The following is a 23,173-nucleotide window of genomic DNA, read 5'->3' as shown; positions in this document are numbered from 1 at the left end:
CACTACATCATCACATCATCACATCACCACATCACCACATCACCACATCACCAAATCATCACATCATCACATCACCAAATCACCAATCGTCTCCACAGGTGCACCGCATGTTTTATTTTTGCAGGCATAGATCAGTGTGCGATCCTTTTTGAATTTCCCGGAAAGAAGGGGCAGGTCCGACTGTCCATCCTTTGTCCCCATTAGCAATGTATCCGGATCAAGTTGCTTGAAGGCTGTTTCAAGATGAACCATGGCGTCGCTGCCGGTAATGGCCACTTCAAATGGTTCGTTGATAAACCAGTTCAATATCACGGCCCAGTTGGCATGATAGGCCGGGTAGCGTATCACGTGTGCCTTCACCTGGTTCAGCATGCTTTCCGATCTGGTCAGCCATTCATACTTATCCAGATACCGTCCGAGGTTGTAAAGGTTTTTGGCCATCACCGAATTGGAGGCAGGGATCACGTTGTCGCTGATTTCTTTGCTTCGGTTTATCAGCGGGGGATCCAGATCTGATGTGTAGTAAAGCAGTGGACTTTCGTGATCACCAAAATGTATGAGTACATATTCTGTCAATTCATTTGCCCGTTGTATCCATTCTTCATTCAGTGTTACCTTGTAGAGGGCCACCCATGCATCAATGGTCAGGGCATAGTCATCAAGAAATCCGGGAATGGAACTTTTTCCGTTCTTATAATTTCTGAATAACAGTTCTCCATTCCACTGGGTATTGTGAATGAATTCGCACAGGGTGATCGCTTGTTGCAGGTAGGATTCTTCTTTCAGAACCTTGTATGCGTCAACCAGTCCCCTGGCCATAAGTGCATTCCAGGAGGTCAGCGTTTTGTCATCCAGTCCGGGTCTTGCCCTTGTGGATCTGGCTTCAAGCAAACGTTTCTTCCATTTTTCATCGGAAGCGCTGTTTGAAAGGTCAGCAGGGTCAAGGTGCAGGATGTTCTTTTCATGCTCCCAGTTTCCTTCCGTTGTGCAACGATATCGCTTGATGAACTCAGGTGTGTCGCTGCCTAGTATGCTTTCCAGTTCATCTGTGGTCCAGACATAATACCTGCCCTCCTCTCCTTCACTATCGGCGTCAAGCGAGGAAAAGCAGGTGCCTTCGGATGATCGGAGTTCCCGGTTGCAAAATGCGATGGTTTCCCTGACGATCCGTGCATACTCCTCATCATTGAAGAGCAGGAAGGCTTCTGAATATACACTGATAAGTTGTGCATTGTCGTACAGCATTTTTTCAAAGTGTGGCACCAGCCAATCTTCATCCGTGGAATATCTTGCGAAGCCACCACCGATCTGGTCGTATATCCCACCTGCTGCCATATGATCCAGGGTGGTCTTCAGAATGTTCTTTGCCGTTTCCTGTGAGTCCGAATGTCGGGTATGCCTTAGCAGGTAAAGCAATGTGGCGGGCATAGGGAACTTGGGGGCGCCGGAGCTTCCACCTTTTTCTCTGTCAAACGATGGGAGCCAGTTTTTAAACAATGCATGGAGGTCGTTTGAAGAATGTGCTGTTTCCTTTGTGACGTTGAATTTAATATTCCCGGTCTGTAAACCATCCGTCACCTGCTGTGCTCTTGTAATCAGTTCTTCTTTTTTCTCTTCATACATTTTCACGAAAAAGCGAAGAACATTGATCCAATCTTCTTTGCGAAAATAGGTGCCTGCAAAGATGGGGCGCCCGTCCGGGAGTGCAATCACGTTGAGCGGCCATCCGCCCTGCTGCCCCATGAGATGAACAGCGTCCATATATACCTGGTCGATGTCGGGACGTTCTTCCCGGTCAATTTTTATCGAAACATAGTGGCTGTTCATGACCCCGGCCACCTGTTCATTCTCAAAGGATTCGTGCTCCATCACATGACACCAGTGACAGGCGGCATAGCCTATGCTGATGATGATGAGCCGGTCCTCCTGTTGTGCGGTTTGAAGGATCGTATTGCTCCATGGATGCCAGTTAACCGGGTTGTGGGCGTGCTGTAACAGATATGGACTGCTTTCACCGATCAGGGCGTTGGTGTACAATGAAGTTGGTTTACTCATTCAGGCTCCAGTTGTAGTCCTGATATGTAATGGTTGCCCCTTCTTTCAGACCACCATCCGTATACTTGTTGATAAAGGAAACCACCCCTCCGGAGCTGGCAAAGTCTTCGGCATACCAATTGAATATCTTTGAAATGGTTGCCTTGTCGGTTCCGATAAGGTTCTGCGTTTTATCATTGATGAATGCACGCGTCTGTTCTTCAAGCTGGGCATGAAGCTGATTAGCGGTATAAGCGGCGTTCAGTAATGGTGGGCAGGATTTGGAGGCACAGTTGAGGGCGAAGTGAATGCGCGGATCGTGGAAGGCCTTCCTTAACTTTTCATGCTCTATCATGTTAAGCGAATATTTTTGTCCACCGATCTCAATGAACATGATATCCCAGGGTTTGGAGGATGTTGTTCCGATGTTATTAATGGATTTGACCGGATAATTGTCCAGGATAAGTTTTACGGTAAAGGCATTATAGGCGTTAATCCAGTACGCCTTTTGCTCATCATCCGACCATGTTGATGTCGGTGGATTTTCCGCAATGTATCGTAAGTAATCTTTTAACGGATCGATATGTGGCAACCATGCCTGGTAATTCACTTTTCCTTCGGCGCTGACGTACTTCTTCAGCAGTGCGTCCCACATGCTATGGGTTGGCAGCGGATTAGCAGAAGGCTGTGTGCCCCATGAAGCACTGACCAGCAACATGGCGGCGCATAGCAACGAGGGGATGATGCGTAATTTCATGTAAACGACTACGTGTAAATAAACTTTCAGCGTCTGAGCGGATGCGGTCTGGCAACCACCTCGCGAAAATAATCTACAAAAAACGCGCCGTTTTTGGAGTTTTAGTATACACCGCTTCTTTTTCTGGCAAACCACTCCAGGGTGAGTAGTAGAATAATCAGTGCCAGCAGCCAGGGTTTACTGATCAGGTCATCCAGTTTCTTGTCCTGAATAACAACCGATGCGATATCATCCCTGTTGCGGATCATATCCGGAAGCTTGCTCACTTGCGCCGGGGCGATTAACCCACCACCGCTTTCGCGGGCAAGGGCATAAAGCAGACCATGGTCTGCTTCGGTTCGGAGTCCCTCGGCCATCACTGATGTGATGGTGAATACGCCATCGCTCGTATGTGTTTTGCCTGCATGGCTTACCCTTGCATGATAGGTGTATTTCCCGGATGGGAGCAGTCCGGCGTTAAGCCGGTAGGCGTCGCTGGTTCTTGAAAATACATAGGAGTATGTTTTCTCATCCGGGCCCTTGATGTCTATTTTAACATCCGGATTGTTGATCAGTTCGTAAGCCTTGTTATATAGTTCGGCGTCAAGGGTGATGTATTCGTTTTCACTGAACCGGTGCTTGCTTTTGACCCTGAACAGACTGCGATCTTTCTTTACAGCAAGATACTGGACTGTTTTACTGATCCAGGTATCAAAAAAGGATTGATCGCCAAACTCAGCGAACTCCCTCAGCCTCCAGCGCCATATCCCCTCACCTGTTAACACCGCTGCCTTGTTGTCATTGGCCTCATGGAAATAGAATAACGGAACTTTTGTAACCACGTTCCCTACCCTTTGATGCATGGCAATGTGAATTTGTTCGGTGGCTACATAATCTCCGAATGGCGCAGTTAAGGGTGGAAAAATATTCATGCGGGAGATCAGTGCATCCACGGAAGTGAACAGGGAAAATGAAGATGACCATTCACCTGAGACCTGTGTCCCATCCTGACCTTTGGGCGCAATCTCAATGCCCTTGTTCAATTTGTTAAATGCATTCACGTTGGTCTGGTTGCCAACAATATACCATTGCGGGATTCCCTGGGTCGTCACCTGATCAATCAGGGTATTCATACGACCGGCATCGGGCGTTGAAGACGGAAGGTTGTGGAGTATGACCAGGCTGGCTTTGGTAACAGGTATGTTGCCTGCCATCAGCATTGTGCCACCGGCAAGGTCTTTGAGGAGGTGAACGGATACCTCATACTGGTCGTTCTTTTCCAGAGAAGACTTCAATGCTGCCATGTCCGGGTGCGGAGACTGCCCGATGATCAGAATTCGCTGACGGCTGTCTATCACATCTATGAAAACATCGGTGGTATTGTTTTCATAGGTAATCTCATCTTTGAGGCTGGTTAGTTTTAATCTTAGATGATTCACACCGATCAGATCCGCCGGTAAGGTTAATGTGACCGGGATAGTGGTTTCCTCATTTGAAGCGTTGAGGTTGGTGCCAAACAACTCCTTGCCATCCCTTGTGATCGTAAGGCGAAAAGATTCTCCGCTGCATTTACGTGCCATGACCACCACTTCCAGGGGGAAGTCATTGCCGAAGAAAGCAAGGTGGTTGAAGTTTACTTTTTTTATCAGAAGGTCCTTTCTGGTAATGGTATCGCCTAAAGCAACCGTGTACATCGGTGCATGCAGGCGTCGACCTGAGTATAGCGGATTCATGCCCTTATTCACAAGACCGTCAGAAGCGATAACCACCGCACCCACATTACGGTGATCAAACCGATCATCCAGTTCACGAAAGAGTTCGGACATATCTGTCTGAACCCCTTTGAATGTAGGGTTCAGTCCCTCCCGCGCCTGATCATCAAAAATAAACGTGCGCACGTCATAGTCACTGGCCAGGTCATCAGCAACTTTTCTATAAGCGGGTAAAAAGGTCTGGTTGTAGTAGGCTGAATCAACAGTCATCGTAAGCGATGAGGAATTATCCATTACCATCACCACAATGGGTCGTTCCCTGGATTCATGAATATTTTTGATCAAAGGACCAAGCAGGAAGAAACATAAGATGGTAACGGTAAGGAAACGGGCTATGGGAAACAGCCAAAGCATCCACCGTGGCGCATCTTCCAGTCTCTTTTCCTTACGATACAATGCCCAGGCATACGCCATACCTGCCAGTATGCAAAAGATGAGAAACCATCCCGGATATTCCGTAACGATGTTAATGTTCAAAGCAGGCAAAGCTTAGCCGGCAGGAATAACGATTGATCAATTCCTGAGGACATGTTCATAACGCAAAGATAGGGAATCAGGTATGCATGCCACCGCATACGCTCAAAACCTGACCGGTGACGTATGACGACATATCCGATGCGAGAAATAATGCGGCATTGGCAATCTCCGCAGTGGTTCCGCCACGCCCCATTGGAATGTCGGTAAGCCACGCTTTGATCACTTCGGGATCCAGTTCGCCGGTCATTTCAGTTTCAATGAAGCCGGGTGCAATGGCATTGCAGCGGATATTGCGCGATCCCAGTTCCTGGGCGATGGATTTTGTGAAACCATGAATACCCGCTTTGGATGCCGCGTAGTTTGATTGGCCGCCATTGCCTTCGATCCCCACAACAGAACTCATGTTGATAATGGATCCCTGGCGTTGTTTCAGCATGGGCCTCTGAACAGCCTTGGTAATATTAAAGACCGACTTCAGGTTGGTATTGATCACGGCATCCCAATTCTCCTCTGACATCCGCATGAGCAGACCATCCCTGGTAATGCCCGCATTGTTAACCACTACGTGGATTGTGCCGAATTCATTCACAACATCGTCGATCAGTTTTTCCGCTGCCTTAAAATTTGAAGCATCGGAATGATACGCTTTGGCATTCGGGCCACGTTCTTTCAGGGAAGCTTCAAGGGCGAGTGCCTTTTCTTCCGAAGATAGATAGGTGAAAGCTACAATAGCCCCATGGTCGGCAAAGGACTCAGCTATGGTTCTTCCAATTCCACGGGATCCGCCTGTTATCAGCGCCACTTTTCCTTCAAGCAATTTCATGGGTGCTACGTTGAAAATATTTCTGAATGTCACTAATTTCGTACTGGCGACAAATATATAAGAAAATGTCTCACAATAGAAAGTCAATCCGGAGTGGGTTTTTACACATGGCTCTTCCGGTTTTTTTTGTTTTGCTTGCTTTCAACTTTGCCTCACAGGCTCAAACCATTGAAATTGGTGTCAGGGGAACACTGAACTCCAACTGGCTTATCAACAAGAATATCAATAATCAGGGCAGTGAGCAGACCTACGCCGTGAGTTTCGGTCATTCTGCAGGGGTGATGGCTGGCTTCCTTTTAACAGATCATACCGAGCTCGCCGGGGAATTTCACCTGAACCGGACCATTCAGCGTTATACCGGCACGACCAGCGGTGGTGTGAAGTACGAATCGGAAAACCTTTTGAGCACTTATGAGATTCCGCTCATGTTCCGTGCAGTCAAACCCGGCATCGGTTATTTCGAGATTGGGGTACAGTATTCCATTGTGCGCAGTGCTTCCCATGAAAACAACCTGTTCCCCTATCTTGCCAATAATGGAATCACGACGGAAGACTGGGCTTCGGCTAATCTGGCGCCGGTCGTGGGCTTTGGTGCAGATATCGGATTGATCAGTCATTATCTGATTCTCAACATCGGACTGCGGGGGTCTATGGGGGTATTTGATATGAAAGGGACAGACGGCCTGGGTGTGGACCTGAGTGATCCATCAACCTATCCGGATTACCAACGCACCAATGCAGCTTCCGTGGGTTTGGTCTTAGGCCTGTCTACCCGCCTATAAATGATCCCCCACCCAAACCTTGAGGGTGTGTGAAAGAGGGTTGAAGTCTTTCAGCATCATCGGGATCATTTCCGGGCCGAGTTTCAGATAAAGCGGAATGAAGTTATCATGTCTTTCCTGCCATTGTCCTTCCGGGTAAAGTTTTCTTCGGAGCTGTTCGATCTGCTTCAAAGAGGTTTCATATTTCTTTTTGGCCGCCTTTTGTATCCGTGACTCGACACCCTCCAGTATCTTCATGGCCTTTTGTCCCTCTGCCCCTACCGCTTTTTCCAGGCTCTGGTCAATTTGCTTTGTATCTTCAGCGATCTTATCAAAGATTTCCAGAATGGCGTTTTTTGCTTTGCTGTAGTCTACTTCCGTTTCCGCGTTCTTCTCAAGCCACGTTTTGATGAGTGTCGATTCCTCCTTCAGGAGGTCATTCCATACGAGGCCAAGTTTTTCAAGTTTCGCAGCTGCGCCGGAATCAATCCACCATGCGGAATCCCGGAGGATCAGTGCAGGAAAAAACACATCACAATGGTCGAATACGCTCTTTAACTGCATCCAGTAGGCCACCTCTGCTCCACCGCCCACATACGCAATGTTGGGAAGAATCACCTGTTGATACAATGGTCGCAGGATCACATTCGGGCTGAAGTTCTCCGGTTGCTGACGGATCATTTCTGCCAATTCATTGGCTGTAAGTGATGGATGGTGTTTGCCGGCAGAATAATTGGCTGCTCCGGTTTCTTCCGGAGCAAGCACCCGTTCGCGGTCTCCCTCTCCTATGTAAAACAGATTTACAGGCCGCGGCGTTACCTGAAGCTTGTAGTATTTACTCAGTGTTTCCGAGGTTTGTTCAACAAGCTTCAGGCTTATACTGGTTGTTGCATCCTCTGCCATGATCCGGCTGAACTGATTTTTCAGGGAAGGATGGTCTGCATCCAGAATCACCAGGCCTTGATCTTTAAACAGGGAATGAACCCAATGCCTTGTGAATTGGGCCATATTATCAGATCTGGTTAAGGCGCTGCTGAATATTTCCTTTAATGCAATTCCATTGGCTTGATCACCCAGGGTGGTGGTGAGCTCATCCAAAACAGCGTTGATACCATTCAGTTTAAGCCTTCCTACCGGGCCGTGTGCGTCGGTCTCCCATGTGAGGGTTTTCCCAAACAGGTGAAAGGATCTGATCTCTTCGAAATCATGATCTTCTGTGGCCATCCAGAATACCGGTATGACCGGAACTTTCAGATCTTCCCGCAGTTGATGGGCGAGTTGGATGGCGCTGGTGATCTTATAGATAAAGTAGAGCGGTCCCCCCATCAGGCAAAGCTGGTGGCCAGTGGTGACGGTCAGGCTGGAAGGATGCATCAATTCGTCCAGATGCTTTTTTACGGCATGACTTGGTTGGATTCCTGATTCATCATACTGGGCCTGTATCGCTTCGACCAGCAAGGTGCGTTCGAAGCTGCGATTGCTGATGTCCGAAGCCGCCTGACGCAGGCCGTCCATATCCGGGCGGTAATTGTAAAAAGGTTGCAGCTGTGGACTGTTGGATATATAGTCCCTGACCAGCGGTGTAGGGTTATCCGTTTCAGCGATTGAAATGTGGTGGTGATTCATTCAGTGCAAATATACCAAATGCACCGAAGGCAAATGCTTCTATTACGTCAGGCGGGTTGGACAATGGTGCCGTAAAGGTCATATTCCCCGGCTTCATTTATCTTAACCATAGCAAAATCTCCGATTCGGGCGTATTGGCCGGGTGCGTGAATGATCACCTCGTTATCCACCTCCGGGCTGTCAAATTCCGTTCGACCAATAAAGTAGTCGCCCTCTGCCCTGTCGATCAATACCTTTAATGTTCGACCGATCTTAGCCTGGTTGTTTTGATGTGATATTTCCCGTTGTACTTCCATGATCTCCTCCACACGGGCTTCCTTCACCTCCTGGGGGATGTTGTCGTCCAGTTTGTAAGCATGGGTGTCTTCTTCATGGGAGTATGTAAAAATTCCGAGGCGATCGAAACGCATATCTGCCACCCAGTCTTTCATTTGTTGGAAATCCTCCTCCGTCTCGCCGGGAAAACCTGCGATAAGCGTGGTGCGTAATGCGATGCCGGGAACTTTTTCCCTGAATGTCTCGATCAGGCGCGTGGTCTTTTCCATCGTGGTTCCGCGGCGCATAGCTTTTAAAATGGGGTCGCTGGCGTGTTGCAGTGGTATGTCCAGGTAGTTGCAGATGTTTTCGTGCTTGTTCATCGTATCCAGCACATCCATGGGAAATCCTGTGGGGAATGCATAGTGCAAACGGATCCAGTCAATGCCTGTAACGCCTGCAAGGTTCTCCAGCAGTTCAGCGAGGTTTCTTTTTTTATAAAGATCAAGACCATAGTATGTCAGGTCCTGGGCGATCAACACCAACTCCCGGACACCTTGAGAAGCCAGATGAGCAGCTTCTTTCACAAGATCGTCCATGGGCCTTGAAACGTGCTTGCCGCGCATTTGGGGGATGGCGCAAAAGGAACATTTCCGGTCGCAACCCTCAGATATTTTCAGATAAGCGAAGTGAGACGGGGTAGTTAGCTGGCGTTCACCTATCAGTTCCTGCCGGTAATTCACCCCAATGCTTTTCAGCAATTGTGGCAAGTCGTGTGTTCCGAACCAATCATCTATTTCCGGAATTTCTTTGCGAAGATCATCTTTGTAGCGCTCGGATAAACATCCTGTGACCAGCACCCTGCGTACCTTGCCCTGCTTTTTGGCTTCAGCCATATTCAGGATGGTATCGATGGATTCCTGCTTGGCATTTTCTATGAATCCGCAGGTGTTGATGATCACGGTGCCTGCCTGGTCGAAGGCCTCGTCATGGGAAACATCCAGTTTGGCCGCTTTAAGCTGACCCATTAACACCTCGGAGTCGTAGGTGTTTTTGGAGCAACCCATGGTAATCACCTGAATCCTTTTTCCCGGCGGCTTGGCTTTCATAAAACGTTAAGGATTTTGTTCGAAGAGGGATGCGACAAATGCTTTGCTATCAAAAGCCTGCAGGTCTTCCTTCTTTTCTCCGATACCGATATACTTTACCGGGACCTGAAACTGGTCTGATATGCCAATGACCACACCCCCTTTGGCGGTGCCGTCAAGCTTTGTGAGTGCCAGTGCGTTTACCTGGGTGGCAGCGGTAAATTGCCGGGCCTGTTCAATGGCATTCTGCCCGGTGGATGCATCGAGAACAAGCAATACTTCATGAGGTGCTTCGGGTATCACTTTTTCCATCACCTTTCGGATCTTGGACAGCTCGTTCATGAGGTTGACTTTATTATGCAGTCGGCCGGCTGTATCAATGATCACCACATCTGCGTCTTTTGATACGCCTGACTGGACCGTATCAAATGCCACAGAGGCCGGATCGGCACCCATTCCCTGACTGACAACGGGTACGCCAATCCGTTCTGACCATATTTTGAGCTGATCCACTGCGGCAGCCCTGAAAGTATCTGCCGCGCCAAGCACCACCTGCTTGCCGGCCTGTTGGAATTGCCATGCGAGTTTACCGATGGTGGTGGTTTTTCCTACGCCATTCACCCCTACCACCATGATCACATAAGGGCGGTGTGGTAAGGCGCTGTCGAAGGTGCGGCTACCCTCGTTCTCATGTTCTGCAAGCAGGGATTGAATTTCCTCCCTCAGGATGTTGTTCAGTTCTGATGTGTTCAGGTACTTGTCGCGGGATACACGGCTCTCGATCCTTTCGATAATTTTCAGGGTGGTGGCCACACCTACGTCGGAAGATATCAGGATGGCTTCCAGCTCATCGAGCACTTCGGCATCTACCCTGGATCTTCCGGCAACAGCCTTGGATATTTTGGTAAACAGATTTTCCTTGGTTTTGGAAAGACCCTGATCCAGTGATTTCTTTTTATCCTTTGAGAAGAGACCAAACATGGTGGCGTTGGGAGTTGGATGGTAAATGAAAAAAGCCTTCTTCTCTGGAAGAAAGCTTTTTCAGTTCAATTTATTGAAAAAAGATTATCCTTCTTTTTGTTCGGTGTCACCTTTTCCTTTCAGAAAGTCATTGATATGGTCGTTGTGAACCACTTCCTCGCGAAAGGAATATGCGCCGGTCTTTGGTGATTTTACCATTTTTATCACCCGGGTAAAATCTTTACCCTGACCTGATTTCAGCGTTGCAACGGTTTTCTTTGCCATGAGTTCTTACTTAATTTCCTTATGTACGGTCATTTTCTTCAGCATCGGATTGAATTTCTTCAACTCGATTCTGTCCGGCGTATTCTTTTTGTTCTTGGTGGTGATGTAGCGTGATGTGCCCGGTACGCCGCTGTTTTTCTGCTCGGTACATTCAAGAATCACCTGAACCCTGTTTCCTTTCTTGGCCATGGTCTCAAAAATTAGAGGCGCAAAGATATATATTTTACTCTGAAAATCCTATGTGTCTATCGTAAATAGCATTGTTTGTCTGAAAGCCTTTGTGGATGGCTATTCTGTAACAATCAATCGTTCATGTGCCATTGCCCTCTCACCCTCAAGTACCGATATCATGTAAACACCCGGCGAAAGACGGATGTCATTTTGAATATTTAAGGTGTTATACGATCGCTCTTCAATCACCCTGCCGGTCATATCTGCAATCCGCAGCGTGATCATATCTCCTGACGTATAGTGGTTTGACTGGTATATCAGGTTAAAGGACCCGTGACTTGGGTTCGGGAATATGCGAAGATTGGCTTTTACAGCCGACGGCACATATGTTCCTACATCCACGCTGTCGATCACCCGAAAAAGATCCAATGCTCCTTCCACGATATGACCACCACCTCCGGCGGAATCGCTTACGGTAAAAATAAACTGCATGGTCGAGGTCAGTGTGATTGCGTCGGATAATCTGAATCCTCGTGGTACCCATGCACTCATGGTGGAATCGACCGTGATAATGTCGAGGACCTTGGTGTCCGTACCATTGTATACGCTAACGATCATGCTGTCATTGGGCGTTCCGCTTCCACTGCCATTGTAGAACCAGTAATGGTATAACAGAAATGGATCATTGATGGACAACCCGTCAATAACAGGTGATCTTAAATGTGTTGAGCCGTTATCCACATCATCGCTGCCTGCACTTCCTCCGCCGTTCCCGGTAATGTATGCCTGGTTATAACAGTCATTTTGTACATCCAGGTCAGGATTGGCTTCGTCGTTGCCGTTGGTCGTTCCCTGCGGCTCTCCGATTTCCCATATACCGGTGGTGGCATTTCCGCTTACCGTCCAGTTATTATCGAAAGTAAAATCGTCGTAGATGCCGTCGGGTAAAGCCAGTGATACGTTGTTGTTGGTAGAATCACAGAACTGATTCACGCATTCATTCACGTAGCCCCATTTTCCGGCAATGATGTTATATGTACCATAAACCAGATTGTTGACGGTGAAATTACCTGATGCATCGGTAACGGTATCAAAAACAAAGTCCTGGTTGGCGATCTTCACATCTGCACCTGGAATCGGGTTGCCGGAGCTCAGTTCGGTTACCTGTCCGCTAAAGGTGAAGTACCTTTTAGGTACGAGTTCGACGTGTAGATTGGTAACCACGCCATTGACGAGGTGCACGCCTTTAACGGTTTTGGAAAAGTAGGCCGGGTGTGAAAAGGTAACGTCATACGTGCCGGAGTCAGCGGTACCCGTTGCATATGTGCCGGTGATGCCCGTTACTTTTACAATGCCGGAGCTGACAATATCTACATCGGCCGAAGGGATTGGCGCTTTGGTGATGGTATCCTTGACGCTACCTTCGAGGTAGCATCCCCTTACATAGTTCGGGCCGTATATAAACAAGCCTTCGCTTACGTTTGATTCTATGATATTGCCACTGGGTAGCCAGGGATAAGCTCCCCAGGCGCCATTGTAACCACCGCCTGATTGAGGAGCCGAGTCGTAATGGCCAACCTCGATCGTATTGTTAGGCCTGCTGACATCGTGAATGGTGGTGCCGTCGTGATAGTAAGAGGTTACAATGTAATTATTGATGAAGTGGGTGTTGTGCACCGTTGTGTTGCTGCCGGGGTTAGATTGGACCTTGTCCACCATTTTGATGTTGGATAGATCGGAGACATCAAATGCACCGATAAACGCGTTTGATATCTCATCAGTGGTAAATAGGTAGCGATTGTTGTCGGATATCCATGCATTGTGAGCAAAAGCTCCGGGTGTTTGTTGTGTGGCCAGCTCTACGGGATTCGCTTTATCAGACACATCGATCACGGAAAAGTAGCCGCCGTAGATGGCGGATCCCCAAAGCGTATCTCCACGGACCATGCCATCATGGAGGTAATATGTTCCGAAGTTTCCGGCGTATGTAGGCGCTTCGGGGTCATTGTTCAGGTCCAGAATGAGGGCGCCTCCTCCTCCCTTGTTCGATCCGAACACATAGCAGAACCCGTTTTCATCTATGTAGAGATTATGTGCTTTCTTAAAATGAGTGGTGTCTTTGATCACCTTTGGCGCCGGACTAACTGAAGGGAGATTGCTCAGGTCGATGATCGTAAGACCATCTCCTGTCTCGTTTGTGATGTAGGCATGCTTGTTCCAGGTTTTCAGATCTCTCCAGGTTGAACTGGCTCCGGATGCGAAATAGAGTTCATTGGGATTGGCCGGATCGGTAATATCAACAATGGAAACACCATTTCTTACACCCACCAGTGCATATTCTTTCCCGCCATCTGCATACCCCCAGATATCGCTCAGGTTCTGACTGTAGGTCAGTTTTCCGAGAAGATTCATGTTTTTGCTTTGCTGGGCAAAGGATACAGAACAACCCAGCCATAGTATGGCTACCGTAAGTAAATGTTTCATAAACTGCTACGCTTTAGAATGAAAATAAGATGCCGCCTGGGGAGTACGTTATTAGCAATATCGCAAGAAATATGTCAATAATCAAATGGTTAGACTTGCTTCCTGACCCTTCTGTCTACCAAATGAGTCAAAGGTAAGACGGGGGTGTCGTTGTTGCTGATCAATGGAAGATTCCCTGAAATACAGTCGTCGTTGGTCCGAATGTTAATTTCTTTTTTTCATTAATCGGCCTGCCCTTTCTATTTTAGCTTTTTGAAAAGGCGCATAACACATGCTGAAAATCAGGATGTTTAGGCTTCTCCTAAGTAAAATATGATTCTATGAAGTTTTTTATTGACACTGCGAACCTGAATGAGATCAGAGAGGCGCAAGACCTGGGTATACTTGATGGCGTAACCACCAATCCATCACTGATGGCAAAGGAAGGTATAAGTGGTGAAGAGAGGGTTACGAAGCACTACCTGGATATTTGTGAAGCGGTGACGGGAGATGTCAGTGCCGAGGTGATCTCCACTGATTTCAAAGGCATGGTTGAAGAAGGTGAAAAGCTGGCGGCATTGCATCCTCAGATTGTAGTGAAAGTGCCGATGATCAGGGATGGGGTCAAAGCCATCAAATATTTTTCCGATCATAACATTCGTACAAATTGCACCCTGGTGTTTTCTGCTGGCCAGGCATTGTTAGCCGCCAAAGCAGGCGCAACCTATGTGTCTCCGTTTATCGGAAGACTGGATGATGTGGCCACAGATGGTGTAGAGTTGATTCAGCAAATTGTTCACATCTATAACAATTATGGTTATCCGACTGAAGTTCTGGCTGCATCCATCCGTCATACCATGCACTTGATCCAATGTGCGGAAGCAGGCGCAGACGTGGCAACCTGCCCTGCCAATGTGATATTGGGACTGCTTAAGCATCCGTTGACCGATATCGGACTGGAGAAGTTTCTGTCGGACCACCGCAAAGGATTGGAAAAAGCATCATCATCGGTTTAAGACAAGGAAAACTCGCACTACATGCTGCTCGAAATTCACCCAGACACCCCGGATACACGCAAGGTCAAGATCGTTTGTGAATGTCTGGATGACGGGGGTACAATCATCTATCCAACTGATACGGTATATGGCATGGGTTGTGATGTTTCCAATGCCAAGGCTTTTCAGAAGGTGGCACAATTGAAGAATATCAAGCCAGACAAGGCGCAGTTCTCAATTATCTGTTACGACCTGAGCCATCTGTCTTCGTACACGAGGCATGTGGATAACGTCACCTTCAAGGTCATGAAACGTGCGCTTCCAGGGCCTTTTACATTTATCCTTCAGGCAGGAAGTAACCTCCCAAAACACTTCAAGAATAAAAAGAAGACCATCGGCATCCGTATCCCCGATCATCTGATTCCAAGGACGATCGTACAGGAATTGGGGCGACCAATCGTTACCACTTCTGTTCATGACGATGATGAGATCATCGACTATACGACCGACCCTTATGAAATCCACCAGAAATTTAAAGACAAGGTGGATATTGTCATAGATGCCGGCTTCGGCCAGAACCGTGCGTCAACAGTGGTGGATTGCTCCAATGGAACCTATGAAGTGGTACGTCAGGGTATAGGACGGTTAGAAGATATTCTGTAGACGTTCAGTAGGGCGTTCCCGTTATTTCGTCGATTCACTGACACCTTTTCTCATCCTTCACGTAAAGTCAACCAATACGGATATGCATTCATTCTAACAACTTATGGAGGTGAAGATAAGTTATGAGTCAACATTACGTGAATTTAGAGGCGTATTACATAGAAGGTAAGAAGTATGTGAAGCTCGCTTGCCATCCTGATGATACGACCAGGGAAGAATTAAAACAGATCAATGGATGTCGCTGGGACGATGGTGTTCAGGGATGGATATTGGAACACAGCCGGGAAGCCCTGAGCAGTATATTTCGCATTTTTCACAAGAAAGCCTGGGTTAACACGGATGGCCTTTTTGCTTGATTTGTTTGTTGTTAATCAGCGATATACATTGTTTTATATCAAGTACCGGAATAGATCCGGTCGATCATTGATGTATTCATAAATGAAGTTCTTGTCCTTCATCCGCTGAATAAGCGGTTCAAAATCCTCCGGTCGTTGTAATTCAATACCAATGAGCGCCGGCCCCTTTTCTCTGCTATTCTTCTTGGAGTATTCGAAATGCGTGATATCATCACCTGGTCCCATGACTTCAGTGACAAACTCTCTGAGGGCGCCTGATCGTTGCGGGAACCTGATGATGAAATAGTGCTTCAGTTTTTCGTAAAGCAATGACCTTTCCCTGATCTCCTCTGTACGCGTAATGTCGTTGTTGCTTCCGCTTACCACACATACCACCGTTTTGCCCTTGATCTTATCGGCGAAAAGTTCCAAAGCGGCTATTGACATGGCGCCGGCAGGTTCCACCACAATCGCCTCTTCATTGTAAAGACGAAGTATTGTTGAGCAGATCAGCCCTTCGTGGATGGTGATCATTTCATCCAATACATCCTGGCATATGCTGAAGGTCTTATCCCCTACCTGTTTAACGGCCGCGCCATCCACAAATCGTTCGATGCGGTCAAGTTTAACCAACTCACCCCTGTCAAGGGACGCCTTCATGGAAGGAGCACCTTCCGGTTCGATTCCCACAACCGTTGTTTTCGGGCTTAATTGACGAAACACGCTTCCTACCCCGGCAGCCAGCCCTCCTCCGCCTACCGGCAGAAAAAGGTAATCGATGGGTTCCTGTGCATCTTCCATAATTTCCATTCCCACGGTTGCCTGCCCGATAATGACATTTTCATCATTGAATGGGTGAATGAAGGATTTGTTCTCCTTTTCAGCAAACAAGAGGGCTTCACGCTGGGAATCATCATAAGTGTCACCGATCAATCTAACCTCGATCCTGTCCTTGCCGAACATCTTCACCTGCCGAATTTTTTGTCTAGGTGTCGGTGTTGGCATGAAGATGATCCCATCCACACCTAACTTCTGGCACGCATATGCAACACCCTGCGCATGGTTTCCGGCACTGGCGCAGACAATCCCGTTTTGCAATTCGGATTTGGACATGCACGCCATTTTGTTGTACGCTCCGCGAATCTTGTATGACCTTACCACCTGAAGGTCTTCTCTTTTCAGGAACACCTTGCACTGGTAGCGTTCAGACAGGTTGTGGTTCAGCATCAATGGAGAATGCATAACCACGCTGTTCAGCCGGAACTGTGCCTCCCGAACTTGTTCAAGAGAGATCAGTTCCGGCTTAACTTGCGTTTTTGTTTGTGACATAAAATTATGATTGTCGCTCCGGTCTCAGCTTACGAACCTGAGCTCCGGCTTGCCACATTTCGGATTCGTGAAGCTCCTTAAGTTCTTCCGCCAGCTTGTCGCGGTAATCAGTTTTTTTGTTGGCTTCGATGACCACTTTAGCTTCATTACCTGAGGAGACGCTGTTGTATAGTTCATCGAATACAGGAGTAACAGCTTCTCTGAATTTATGTCTCCAGTCCAATGCACCACGCTGTGCGGTGGTAGACGTATTGGCATACATCCAGTCCATTCCGTTCTCGGCAACGAGGGGCATGAGACTTTGTGTGAGTTCTTCGACAGTTTCATTGAACGCTTCCGAAGGAGAGTGCCCGTTTTTACGAAGCACATTATACTGCGCTTCGAATACACCGGCCAGTGCGCCCATGAGGATGCCTCTTTCTCCGGTAAGGTCGCTGAACACTTCTTTTTTGAAGTCTGTTTCGAACAGGTAGCCGGAACCTACACCTATGCCTAGTGAAACGACACGGTCTTTTGCTTTTCCGGTAGCATCCTGATAGATGGCATAACTTGAGTTAAGTCCCTTGCCCTCGAGAAACAAGCGGCGAAGGGATGTACCAGAACCTTTAGGGGCAACAAGGATCACGTCCACATCTTTTGGAGGAATGATGCCTGTTTGTTCGTGGTAGGTAACACCGAAGCCATGTGAAAAGTAAAGTGCCTTTCCGGGAGTCAGATGTTTCTTAACGGTAGGCCATAAAGCGATCTGGCCGGCATCCGACAACAGGTACTGTATGATGGTGGCTTTTTCACAAGCCTCTTCGATGTCAAACAAATCCTTGCCTTCCACCCAACCATCGGCGACTGCCTTCTGCCAGGTTTTGGAATCTTTCCGTTGTCCTACAATGACGTTGAATCCGTTGTCTTTGAGGTTCAGGGATTGACCGGGACCTTGTACGCCGTAGCCTATCACGGCCACAACTTCGTCCTTCAGCACTTCCTGTGCCTTTTCCAGAGGGAATTCCTCTCTTGTGACTACGTTTTCTTCTACTCCGCCAAAATTGATTTTTGCCATTTTCTTATGGTATTTATGGATTAATAAAACGATATAACTTCGAATTGAATTGGTTAATCATATGCTTCGTCAAGCTCCCTTAAATAGGCACTCAGTGCCATAATGGGTCTTGAAACAGAAACCCGTCCGGATCGAACGAACTGTAAGATGCCGTATTCGGATAGGGCTTCATATAATGCTTGTGTTTCTGACTTGTGGCCGGTTTTTTCAATCACCATGAAATCGGGTTCTACAGTTAGAATGCGGGCGTTGTTATCCCGGATCATCTTTTCAAGATCCTTGCCGTTCGACAAGCTTTTGGTTGGAACTTTGTATAACGCGATTTCCTGATGAATGATCTCATCTGTTTCGTGAACGAAGGCCCGGAATACCTCCACCACTTTCTCAATTTGTTTCACGATGCGTTCTACCTGATCCTTCTCAGCAACGACGACAATGGTAAAGCGATGTATCCCTTTGACCTCAGATTCGGATACAGTCAGGCTTTCGATATTTACCTTGCGGCGGTTAAAGATGATGGTGATCTGATTTAACAGCCCGGCAAAATTCTCGGTATATACGGATATGGTAAATTCCTTATTCATGATTGGTTACTTTTCTAGTTTGATTTCATCCAGGCTGGCTCCCGCCGGTACCATTGGAAATACGTTGTCTTCCTTCTCCACCATTACTTCAAGCAGATAGGGCCCGTCATGCTGTAACATGGTATCGATGGCGCTGCCCAGGGCATCTCGTTCGGATACTCTGCTGGCTTCTATGCCAAATCCTTTTGACAGACTTACAAAATCAGGGTTGGTCATTTCTGTGAAAGAGTATCTCCTGTCGAAGAACAACTGTTGCCATTGACGAACCATTCCCAGGAAGTTGTTGTTGAGTATGACCACTTTCACTGCCGCCTTGGTTTGGAAGATGGTGGCCATTTCCTGCAATGTCATCTGGAATCCGCCATCGCCAATAATGGCGATCACTTCCCGGTCGGGTCTGCCGATCTTAGCTCCCAGTGCCGCAGGAAGTGCAAAGCCCATTGTTCCCAAGCCTCCCGAGGTAACATTGCTATCCGGTTTGCGGAACTTGTAGTATCTGGCGCCGATCATTTGGTGCTGACCAACGTCTGTAACAACTACGGCTTCTCCGGCGGTTTTTTCTGAGATCAGGTTTACCACTTCGGACATTTTAAGCTCCTCTCCGTCAGGATTGAGGGCCTCGCGTACTACCTTCTCCTCTTCTATTGCGTCACACTTTCTGAATTCATTGACCCAGTCTGCGTGTTCATTTTTATTCACCATCGGCAGCCATTGCTCCAGAACCGCTTTGGCGTCACCCATCAGGGCTACATCTGCCTTCACGTTTTTGTCTACCTCCGCGGGGTCTATCTCGATGTGTATCACCTTTGCCTGGCGTGCATATGTGTCAAGTTTTCCTGTTACCCGGTCATCAAACCTCATTCCCACGGCAATCAGAACATCGCATGCCTGGGTGAGGATGTTGGGGCCGTAATTGCCATGCATTCCAAGCATGCCAACATAAAGCGGATGGTCCGGGGGAAATGCGGAGAGACCTAGCAAGGTAGAAGCTACCGGTATTCCGGCTTTCTCTGCCAGTTGTACGAGCGCATCAGTTCCTCCGGAGATCAGCACCCCATGACCTGCCAGGATGTAAGGCTTTTTAGCTCCGTTCAATAATTCGGCTGCTGCCTTCAATGCACCTTCCTTGATTTTAGGGACAGGCACATAACTTCTGACGCGGTTGCAAGGCGTATAGGTAAAGTCAACCGATCCGAACTGGGCGTCTTTCGTGATATCCACCACCACCGGTCCGGGACGTCCGCTTCGGACGATGTAAAATGCTTTTGCGAGTGCATCTGCTATCTCCTCCGGTTTGGTGACCTGAAAGTTCCATTTGGTAACAGGCATTGATATCCCGATCACATCTGTTTCCTGAAAAGCATCTGATCCAAGCAAGGAAGATGGGACTTGGCCGGTAATGCATACCATGGGTGTTGAATCAATCTGTGCATCGGCAATACCGGTGATCAGGTTGGTGGCGCCCGGACCGGACGTTGCAAAGCAGACGCCCACTTTTCCGGTGACCCTGGCATAACCCTGAGCTGCATGCGTAGCACCCTGTTCGTGCCTTACCAGGACGTGATTGATCTTGTCCTGAAAATCATACAAGGCGTCGTAGATGGGCATGATGGCTCCACCGGGATATCCGAAAATGGTGTCCACGCCTTCTTGCAACAGGCTATGGATTACCGCCTCAGATCCTGTCATGGTCGTCTTTTTCAATTCTTGTGCTGGCTTATCTTTGGTTTGTGTCAGTGTCATGGTGATGGTGCTTTTATTAAAGATCGGTCACGCAGCCTTCGGAGGCTGTAGAAACCGATTTGGCGTACTTAAATAATATTCCCTGTTTATGGGTTGGTTTGGGTGCATTCCACTTTTCTTTTCTCTTTTGGAGTTCGGTGTCACTTAGTTTTACACTCAGTTCGTTGGTGTCCGCATCAATGACAATGGTGTCGCCATCCTCCAATAGCCCTATGGCGCCGCCTACGGCTGCTTCCGGCGTGATGTGTCCTACAACAAAACCGTGGGTACCTCCCGAAAAACGTCCATCGGTGATCAGCGCTACGTCTTTACCAAGACCCGCGCCCATGATTGCAGAGGTAGGCTTCAGCATTTCAGGCATACCAGGGCCGCCTTTAGGACCTTCATAGCGTATAACCACCACATCACCCTTTTTGACCTGTCCGTTCAAAATACCGTCATTGGCTTCGTACTCACTGTTAAAGACTTTTGCCTTCCCTTCAAATCGCAATCCTTCTTTTCCGGTGATCTTTGCAACAGCACCGCCGGTGGCTAGGTTTCCGAAAAGTATCTGAATGTGTCCTGTTTTCTTAATGGGTTGATCCATGGGGACAATCACTTTTTGCCCTTCGGTCAGGTCAGGCAGATTTTCAAGGTTTTCTGCAATGGTTTTTCCGGTAACGGTCATACAATCGCCATGAAGCATGCCTTCTTTGAGAAGCAACTTCATGACAGCCGGCACACCACCAACCAGGTGAAGGTCTTCCATGAGGAACCGTCCACTGGGTTTCAGGTCTGCGATGAATGGGGTCTTGTCGCTGATCCGTTGAAAATCATCAAGTCCCCACTTCAACCCCGCAGCATGTGCGATGGCAAGAAAATGTAACACCGCATTGGTGGATCCGCCGAGAGCCATCACGGTTGTTATGGCGTTTTCAAATGATTTCTTATTTACAATATCAGAGGGTTTGATGTCTTTTTCAAGCAGAAGGCGCATGGCTTTACCAGCGGCCACGCACTCTTTGATCTTTTCGTCGGATGTTGCGGGATTGGATGAGCTGTAAGGTAGGCTCAAACCAAGAGCTTCGATGGCGCTTGCCATTGTATTGGCTGTGTACATGCCGCCACATGCACCGGCGCCCGGGCAGGCATTGGCGATGATGCCTTTAAAGTCTTTATCATCAAGTTGGCCTGCCAGTTTCTCACCGAGGGCCTCAAAAGCGGAAACCACATCAAGTTTGCGGTCCTTGTAGCAACCGGGAGCGATGGTCCCACCATAAACCATCACAGCGGGACGGTTCAGTCGGCACATGGCCATGACAGAGCCCGGCATATTTTTATCACACCCGACCACGGCAACCAATGCGTCGTAGCCCATGGCTCCTACCACGGTTTCCATGGAATCGGCGATAATGTCCCGGGAAGGAAGGGAGTAACGCATACCTGGCGTTCCCATTGAAATACCATCGCTTACGCCGATGGTGTGAAATATCAGACCGATCAGATCTGCTTCCCCGGTACCTGTCTTTACATGCTTTGCCAGGTCATTCAAGTGCATATTGCAGGGGTTTCCTTCATACCCTGTGCTGGCTATACCTATTTGAGCTTTGGCAAGATCATCATCGGTAAGTCCGATGGCATGAAGCATGGCCTGAGCGGCAGGCTGGGTGCTGTCCTGGGTAAGGACGCTACTGTACTTGTTTAATTCTTTTGACATTTTAAACGGAATCTGGGATAATTTTTTCTGAGTGAGTAACCATTTGACGATACTTATTGGAGATAAGGAACCCAAGTGAGTCCTTCCATTCCAAAGGGTATATAGTGTCGTCCAGAGATAGTATGCCTGCGATTTCAGCAGCTGTTCCCACAAAGAATGCGCTATCAGCCTGCTTGGCCTCTTCAGGCAGAATTTCCTTTTCCTGAACAGGTATATGTAACTCCCTGCATATTTCAAATACGGTTGTTCTTGTGATGCCTGGAAGTATATTGCCTTTGGAAGGGGTGATCAGGTGACCGTCCTTTTCGAAAAAGATGTTGGCTCCGGAACCTTCGGCGACCAATCCCCTATTGTCCAGCAAAAGCGCTTCGTCAAAATTGTTTGCTTTTGCTTCCTGGGTGGCAAGTATGGAATTTACATAGTGCCCGCACACCTTGGCTTCTACATGACAAGATTTGGGATTGGGCCTTTCATATGAAGAAATCATAACCCTGGAAAGTGTGTCTCCAAGGTATCTTCCCCAGTGCCATGTTCCCATCATAATGTGACTGTCAGAAGCTGGTGTCAGGCTCATGTTCTCGCCGGCAAATACCAGTGGACGGATGTAAGCATCCTTTAAATTGTTTTTTCTGATGAGTTCATAAGCGATTTCGATCAACTCATTTACGGAATAAGGACATTGCAGGTGCATCTTTCCGGCGCTATACAAAAGCCGATGAAAATGCGCCGCGGCCTTAAATATATGTGGGCCGGCAGAGGTTTGGTAGGAACGTATTCCCTCAAACGCACCGTTGCCATAGTGCAAAGACTGACTGAAAAGGCTGGCGCGTGTGTCGGACGCCTTTACGAATGATCCGTCATAAAACAGGATGGTATCTTCCGTATAATACATAGTTGATCCGAATTTATTTTCAACTTAATTACAAAGGTATTTCCAGGAATTTCCCCGGGATATTTTAAAAAAATCAACTTTACGATATTCAAAACACATATTTAACGATTTGTCTCCTTTATTTAAAAGGCTCTGTTCCTATTTTTAGATTGTATTCAAATAAAAAGGGCCACTCTGCTGAGAATGGCCCTTTCGATCTATATTGTATCTGCTGTTACACCATTCTCATTGCAGGCGAGGTAATAATGACCACGCTAATGACTACGATGAGAATAATGATGTTGTTCAGTTTCATAAGTGCTTTTGGCAACTGTTGGATACAAATGTACATGAACCCAGATTATGCATTAGAATATTGAAAAGGTGGTTCCAGCCGTTCGGTTTTTTCGAAAATATGCTCCAGAAAGTGCCTTCGTTTTCCCTCTGCCGAT

Annotated in this window: 20 protein-coding genes; 4 read left to right on the top strand and 16 right to left on the bottom strand. The window is 47.8% G+C overall.

Annotated features, from left to right (window positions below):
- Nucleotides 1-66: 66 nt before the first annotated feature.
- From KDD36_09555 to fabG, 4 genes are all read right to left on the bottom strand, one after another.
- Entirely contained in the window at nucleotides 67-2,055 is a 1,989-nt protein-coding gene (locus tag KDD36_09555) for a thioredoxin domain-containing protein (protein MCB0396888.1), read from the bottom strand.
- Complete coding sequence (locus tag KDD36_09550; GenBank protein ID MCB0396887.1) at nucleotides 2,048-2,752, bottom strand: DUF547 domain-containing protein; 705 nt, start codon at nucleotides 2,750-2,752, stop codon at nucleotides 2,048-2,050. Before KDD36_09550 ends, KDD36_09555 begins: the two co-directional genes overlap by 8 nt.
- A 140-nt stretch (nucleotides 2,753-2,892) precedes the next feature.
- On the bottom strand, nucleotides 2,893-5,019 hold the full coding sequence (locus KDD36_09545; protein MCB0396886.1) for a hypothetical protein: 2,127 nt from the start codon (nucleotides 5,017-5,019) through the stop codon (nucleotides 2,893-2,895).
- Between the two features lie 76 nt (nucleotides 5,020-5,095).
- A complete protein-coding gene (fabG, locus tag KDD36_09540; GenBank protein ID MCB0396885.1) occupies nucleotides 5,096-5,842 on the bottom strand; it encodes a 3-oxoacyl-[acyl-carrier-protein] reductase in 747 nt (248 codons plus the stop codon).
- Nucleotides 5,843-5,949: 107 nt separating this feature from the next.
- Here fabG and KDD36_09535 point away from each other — a divergent pair, with 107 nt between their 5' ends.
- Nucleotides 5,950-6,624, top strand: coding sequence for a hypothetical protein (locus KDD36_09535; GenBank protein ID MCB0396884.1), 675 nt, complete (start codon nucleotides 5,950-5,952; stop codon nucleotides 6,622-6,624).
- Here the strand turns inward: KDD36_09535 and bshC are convergent.
- The 6 genes from bshC to KDD36_09505 all read right to left on the bottom strand — a co-directional run bounded on the left by bshC (nucleotide 6,619) and on the right by KDD36_09505 (nucleotide 13,472).
- A complete protein-coding gene (gene bshC / locus KDD36_09530; GenBank protein MCB0396883.1) occupies nucleotides 6,619-8,229 on the bottom strand; it encodes a bacillithiol biosynthesis cysteine-adding enzyme BshC in 1,611 nt (536 codons plus the stop codon). The two genes, KDD36_09535 and bshC, sit on opposite strands and share 6 nt — an antisense overlap.
- 47 nt (nucleotides 8,230-8,276) lie before the next feature.
- On the bottom strand, nucleotides 8,277-9,593 hold the full coding sequence (rimO, locus tag KDD36_09525; GenBank protein MCB0396882.1) for a 30S ribosomal protein S12 methylthiotransferase RimO: 1,317 nt from the start codon (nucleotides 9,591-9,593) through the stop codon (nucleotides 8,277-8,279).
- Between the two features lie 6 nt (nucleotides 9,594-9,599).
- Entirely contained in the window at nucleotides 9,600-10,553 is a 954-nt protein-coding gene (gene ftsY / locus KDD36_09520; protein ID MCB0396881.1) for a signal recognition particle-docking protein FtsY, read from the bottom strand.
- A gap of 84 nt (nucleotides 10,554-10,637) precedes the next feature.
- Nucleotides 10,638-10,817, bottom strand: coding sequence for a DUF4295 domain-containing protein (locus KDD36_09515; protein ID MCB0396880.1), 180 nt, complete (start codon nucleotides 10,815-10,817; stop codon nucleotides 10,638-10,640).
- A 6-nt stretch (nucleotides 10,818-10,823) separates the two neighbouring features.
- Nucleotides 10,824-11,006, bottom strand: coding sequence for a 50S ribosomal protein L33 (gene rpmG / locus KDD36_09510; protein MCB0396879.1), 183 nt, complete (start codon nucleotides 11,004-11,006; stop codon nucleotides 10,824-10,826).
- Between the two features lie 99 nt (nucleotides 11,007-11,105).
- Nucleotides 11,106-13,472, bottom strand: a complete 2,367-nt coding sequence (locus KDD36_09505) for a choice-of-anchor B family protein (GenBank protein ID MCB0396878.1) — start codon at nucleotides 13,470-13,472, stop codon at nucleotides 11,106-11,108.
- Nucleotides 13,473-13,792: 320 nt separating this feature from the next.
- Between KDD36_09505 and fsa the strand changes: the two genes are divergently transcribed.
- The 3 genes from fsa (at nucleotide 13,793) to KDD36_09490 (ending at nucleotide 15,465) form a co-directional block, all read left to right on the top strand.
- Nucleotides 13,793-14,467, top strand: a complete 675-nt coding sequence (fsa, locus tag KDD36_09500) for a fructose-6-phosphate aldolase (GenBank protein MCB0396877.1) — start codon at nucleotides 13,793-13,795, stop codon at nucleotides 14,465-14,467.
- Between the two features lie 21 nt (nucleotides 14,468-14,488).
- Nucleotides 14,489-15,109, top strand: coding sequence for a threonylcarbamoyl-AMP synthase (locus KDD36_09495; protein MCB0396876.1), 621 nt, complete (start codon nucleotides 14,489-14,491; stop codon nucleotides 15,107-15,109).
- Nucleotides 15,110-15,231: 122 nt separating this feature from the next.
- Nucleotides 15,232-15,465, top strand: coding sequence for a hypothetical protein (locus KDD36_09490; GenBank protein ID MCB0396875.1), 234 nt, complete (start codon nucleotides 15,232-15,234; stop codon nucleotides 15,463-15,465).
- Between the two features lie 33 nt (nucleotides 15,466-15,498).
- Here the strand turns inward: KDD36_09490 and ilvA are convergent, their stop codons facing one another.
- The 6 genes from ilvA to KDD36_09460 are packed head-to-tail and all read right to left on the bottom strand — an operon-like array spanning nucleotide 15,499 to nucleotide 22,742.
- Nucleotides 15,499-16,773: a threonine ammonia-lyase gene (ilvA, locus tag KDD36_09485; protein ID MCB0396874.1), complete on the bottom strand. Its 1,275-nt coding sequence runs from the start codon at nucleotides 16,771-16,773 to the stop codon at nucleotides 15,499-15,501.
- Nucleotides 16,774-16,777: 4 nt separating this feature from the next.
- The gene (gene ilvC / locus KDD36_09480) at nucleotides 16,778-17,827 is read right to left on the bottom strand and encodes a ketol-acid reductoisomerase (GenBank protein ID MCB0396873.1); all 1,050 of its coding nucleotides are present in this window, start codon (nucleotides 17,825-17,827) and stop codon (nucleotides 16,778-16,780) included.
- Between the two features lie 53 nt (nucleotides 17,828-17,880).
- The gene (gene ilvN / locus KDD36_09475; GenBank protein ID MCB0396872.1) at nucleotides 17,881-18,411 is read right to left on the bottom strand and encodes an acetolactate synthase small subunit; all 531 of its coding nucleotides are present in this window, start codon (nucleotides 18,409-18,411) and stop codon (nucleotides 17,881-17,883) included.
- Nucleotides 18,412-18,417: 6 nt separating this feature from the next.
- Nucleotides 18,418-20,154, bottom strand: a complete 1,737-nt coding sequence (gene ilvB / locus KDD36_09470; GenBank protein MCB0396871.1) for a biosynthetic-type acetolactate synthase large subunit — start codon at nucleotides 20,152-20,154, stop codon at nucleotides 18,418-18,420.
- 16 nt (nucleotides 20,155-20,170) lie between these two features.
- Nucleotides 20,171-21,850: a dihydroxy-acid dehydratase gene (gene ilvD, locus KDD36_09465; GenBank protein MCB0396870.1), complete on the bottom strand. Its 1,680-nt coding sequence runs from the start codon at nucleotides 21,848-21,850 to the stop codon at nucleotides 20,171-20,173.
- Between the two features lies 1 nt (nucleotide 21,851).
- Nucleotides 21,852-22,742, bottom strand: coding sequence for a branched-chain amino acid transaminase (locus KDD36_09460; protein ID MCB0396869.1), 891 nt, complete (start codon nucleotides 22,740-22,742; stop codon nucleotides 21,852-21,854).
- Nucleotides 22,743-23,173: the final 431 nt, after the last annotated feature.

The organism is Flavobacteriales bacterium, assembly GCA_020435415.1.
Taxonomy (GTDB): Bacteria; Bacteroidota; Bacteroidia; order JACJYZ01; family JACJYZ01; genus JACJYZ01.
This window is presented reverse-complemented; position numbering and strand designations above follow the sequence as displayed.

Bases quoted from the DNA above. Each gene is read 5' to 3' on its own strand.
- ilvA (MCB0396874.1), bottom strand. From the start codon at position 16,773: ATGTCACAAACAAAAACGCAAGTTAAGCCGGAACTGATCTCTCTTGAA.
- ilvB (MCB0396871.1), bottom strand. From the start codon at position 20,154: ATGACACTGACACAAACCAAAGATAAGCCAGCACAAGAATTGAAAAAG.
- fabG (MCB0396885.1), bottom strand. From the start codon at position 5,842: ATGAAATTGCTTGAAGGAAAAGTGGCGCTGATAACAGGCGGATCCCGT.
- KDD36_09490 (MCB0396875.1), top strand. From the start codon at position 15,232: ATGAGTCAACATTACGTGAATTTAGAGGCGTATTACATAGAAGGTAAG.
- KDD36_09515 (MCB0396880.1), bottom strand. From the start codon at position 10,817: ATGGCAAAGAAAACCGTTGCAACGCTGAAATCAGGTCAGGGTAAAGAT.
- KDD36_09550 (MCB0396887.1), bottom strand. From the start codon at position 2,752: ATGTTGCTGGTCAGTGCTTCATGGGGCACACAGCCTTCTGCTAATCCG.
- rimO (MCB0396882.1), bottom strand. From the start codon at position 9,593: ATGAAAGCCAAGCCGCCGGGAAAAAGGATTCAGGTGATTACCATGGGT.
- KDD36_09495 (MCB0396876.1), top strand. From the start codon at position 14,489: ATGCTGCTCGAAATTCACCCAGACACCCCGGATACACGCAAGGTCAAG.
- bshC (MCB0396883.1), bottom strand. From the start codon at position 8,229: ATGAATCACCACCACATTTCAATCGCTGAAACGGATAACCCTACACCG.
- fsa (MCB0396877.1), top strand. From the start codon at position 13,793: ATGAAGTTTTTTATTGACACTGCGAACCTGAATGAGATCAGAGAGGCG.
- ftsY (MCB0396881.1), bottom strand. From the start codon at position 10,553: ATGTTTGGTCTCTTCTCAAAGGATAAAAAGAAATCACTGGATCAGGGT.
- KDD36_09535 (MCB0396884.1), top strand. From the start codon at position 5,950: ATGGCTCTTCCGGTTTTTTTTGTTTTGCTTGCTTTCAACTTTGCCTCA.
- ilvN (MCB0396872.1), bottom strand. From the start codon at position 18,411: ATGAATAAGGAATTTACCATATCCGTATATACCGAGAATTTTGCCGGG.
- KDD36_09460 (MCB0396869.1), bottom strand. From the start codon at position 22,742: ATGTATTATACGGAAGATACCATCCTGTTTTATGACGGATCATTCGTA.
- KDD36_09555 (MCB0396888.1), bottom strand. From the start codon at position 2,055: ATGAGTAAACCAACTTCATTGTACACCAACGCCCTGATCGGTGAAAGC.
- KDD36_09505 (MCB0396878.1), bottom strand. From the start codon at position 13,472: ATGAAACATTTACTTACGGTAGCCATACTATGGCTGGGTTGTTCTGTA.
- ilvD (MCB0396870.1), bottom strand. From the start codon at position 21,850: ATGTCAAAAGAATTAAACAAGTACAGTAGCGTCCTTACCCAGGACAGC.
- ilvC (MCB0396873.1), bottom strand. From the start codon at position 17,827: ATGGCAAAAATCAATTTTGGCGGAGTAGAAGAAAACGTAGTCACAAGA.
- rpmG (MCB0396879.1), bottom strand. From the start codon at position 11,006: ATGGCCAAGAAAGGAAACAGGGTTCAGGTGATTCTTGAATGTACCGAG.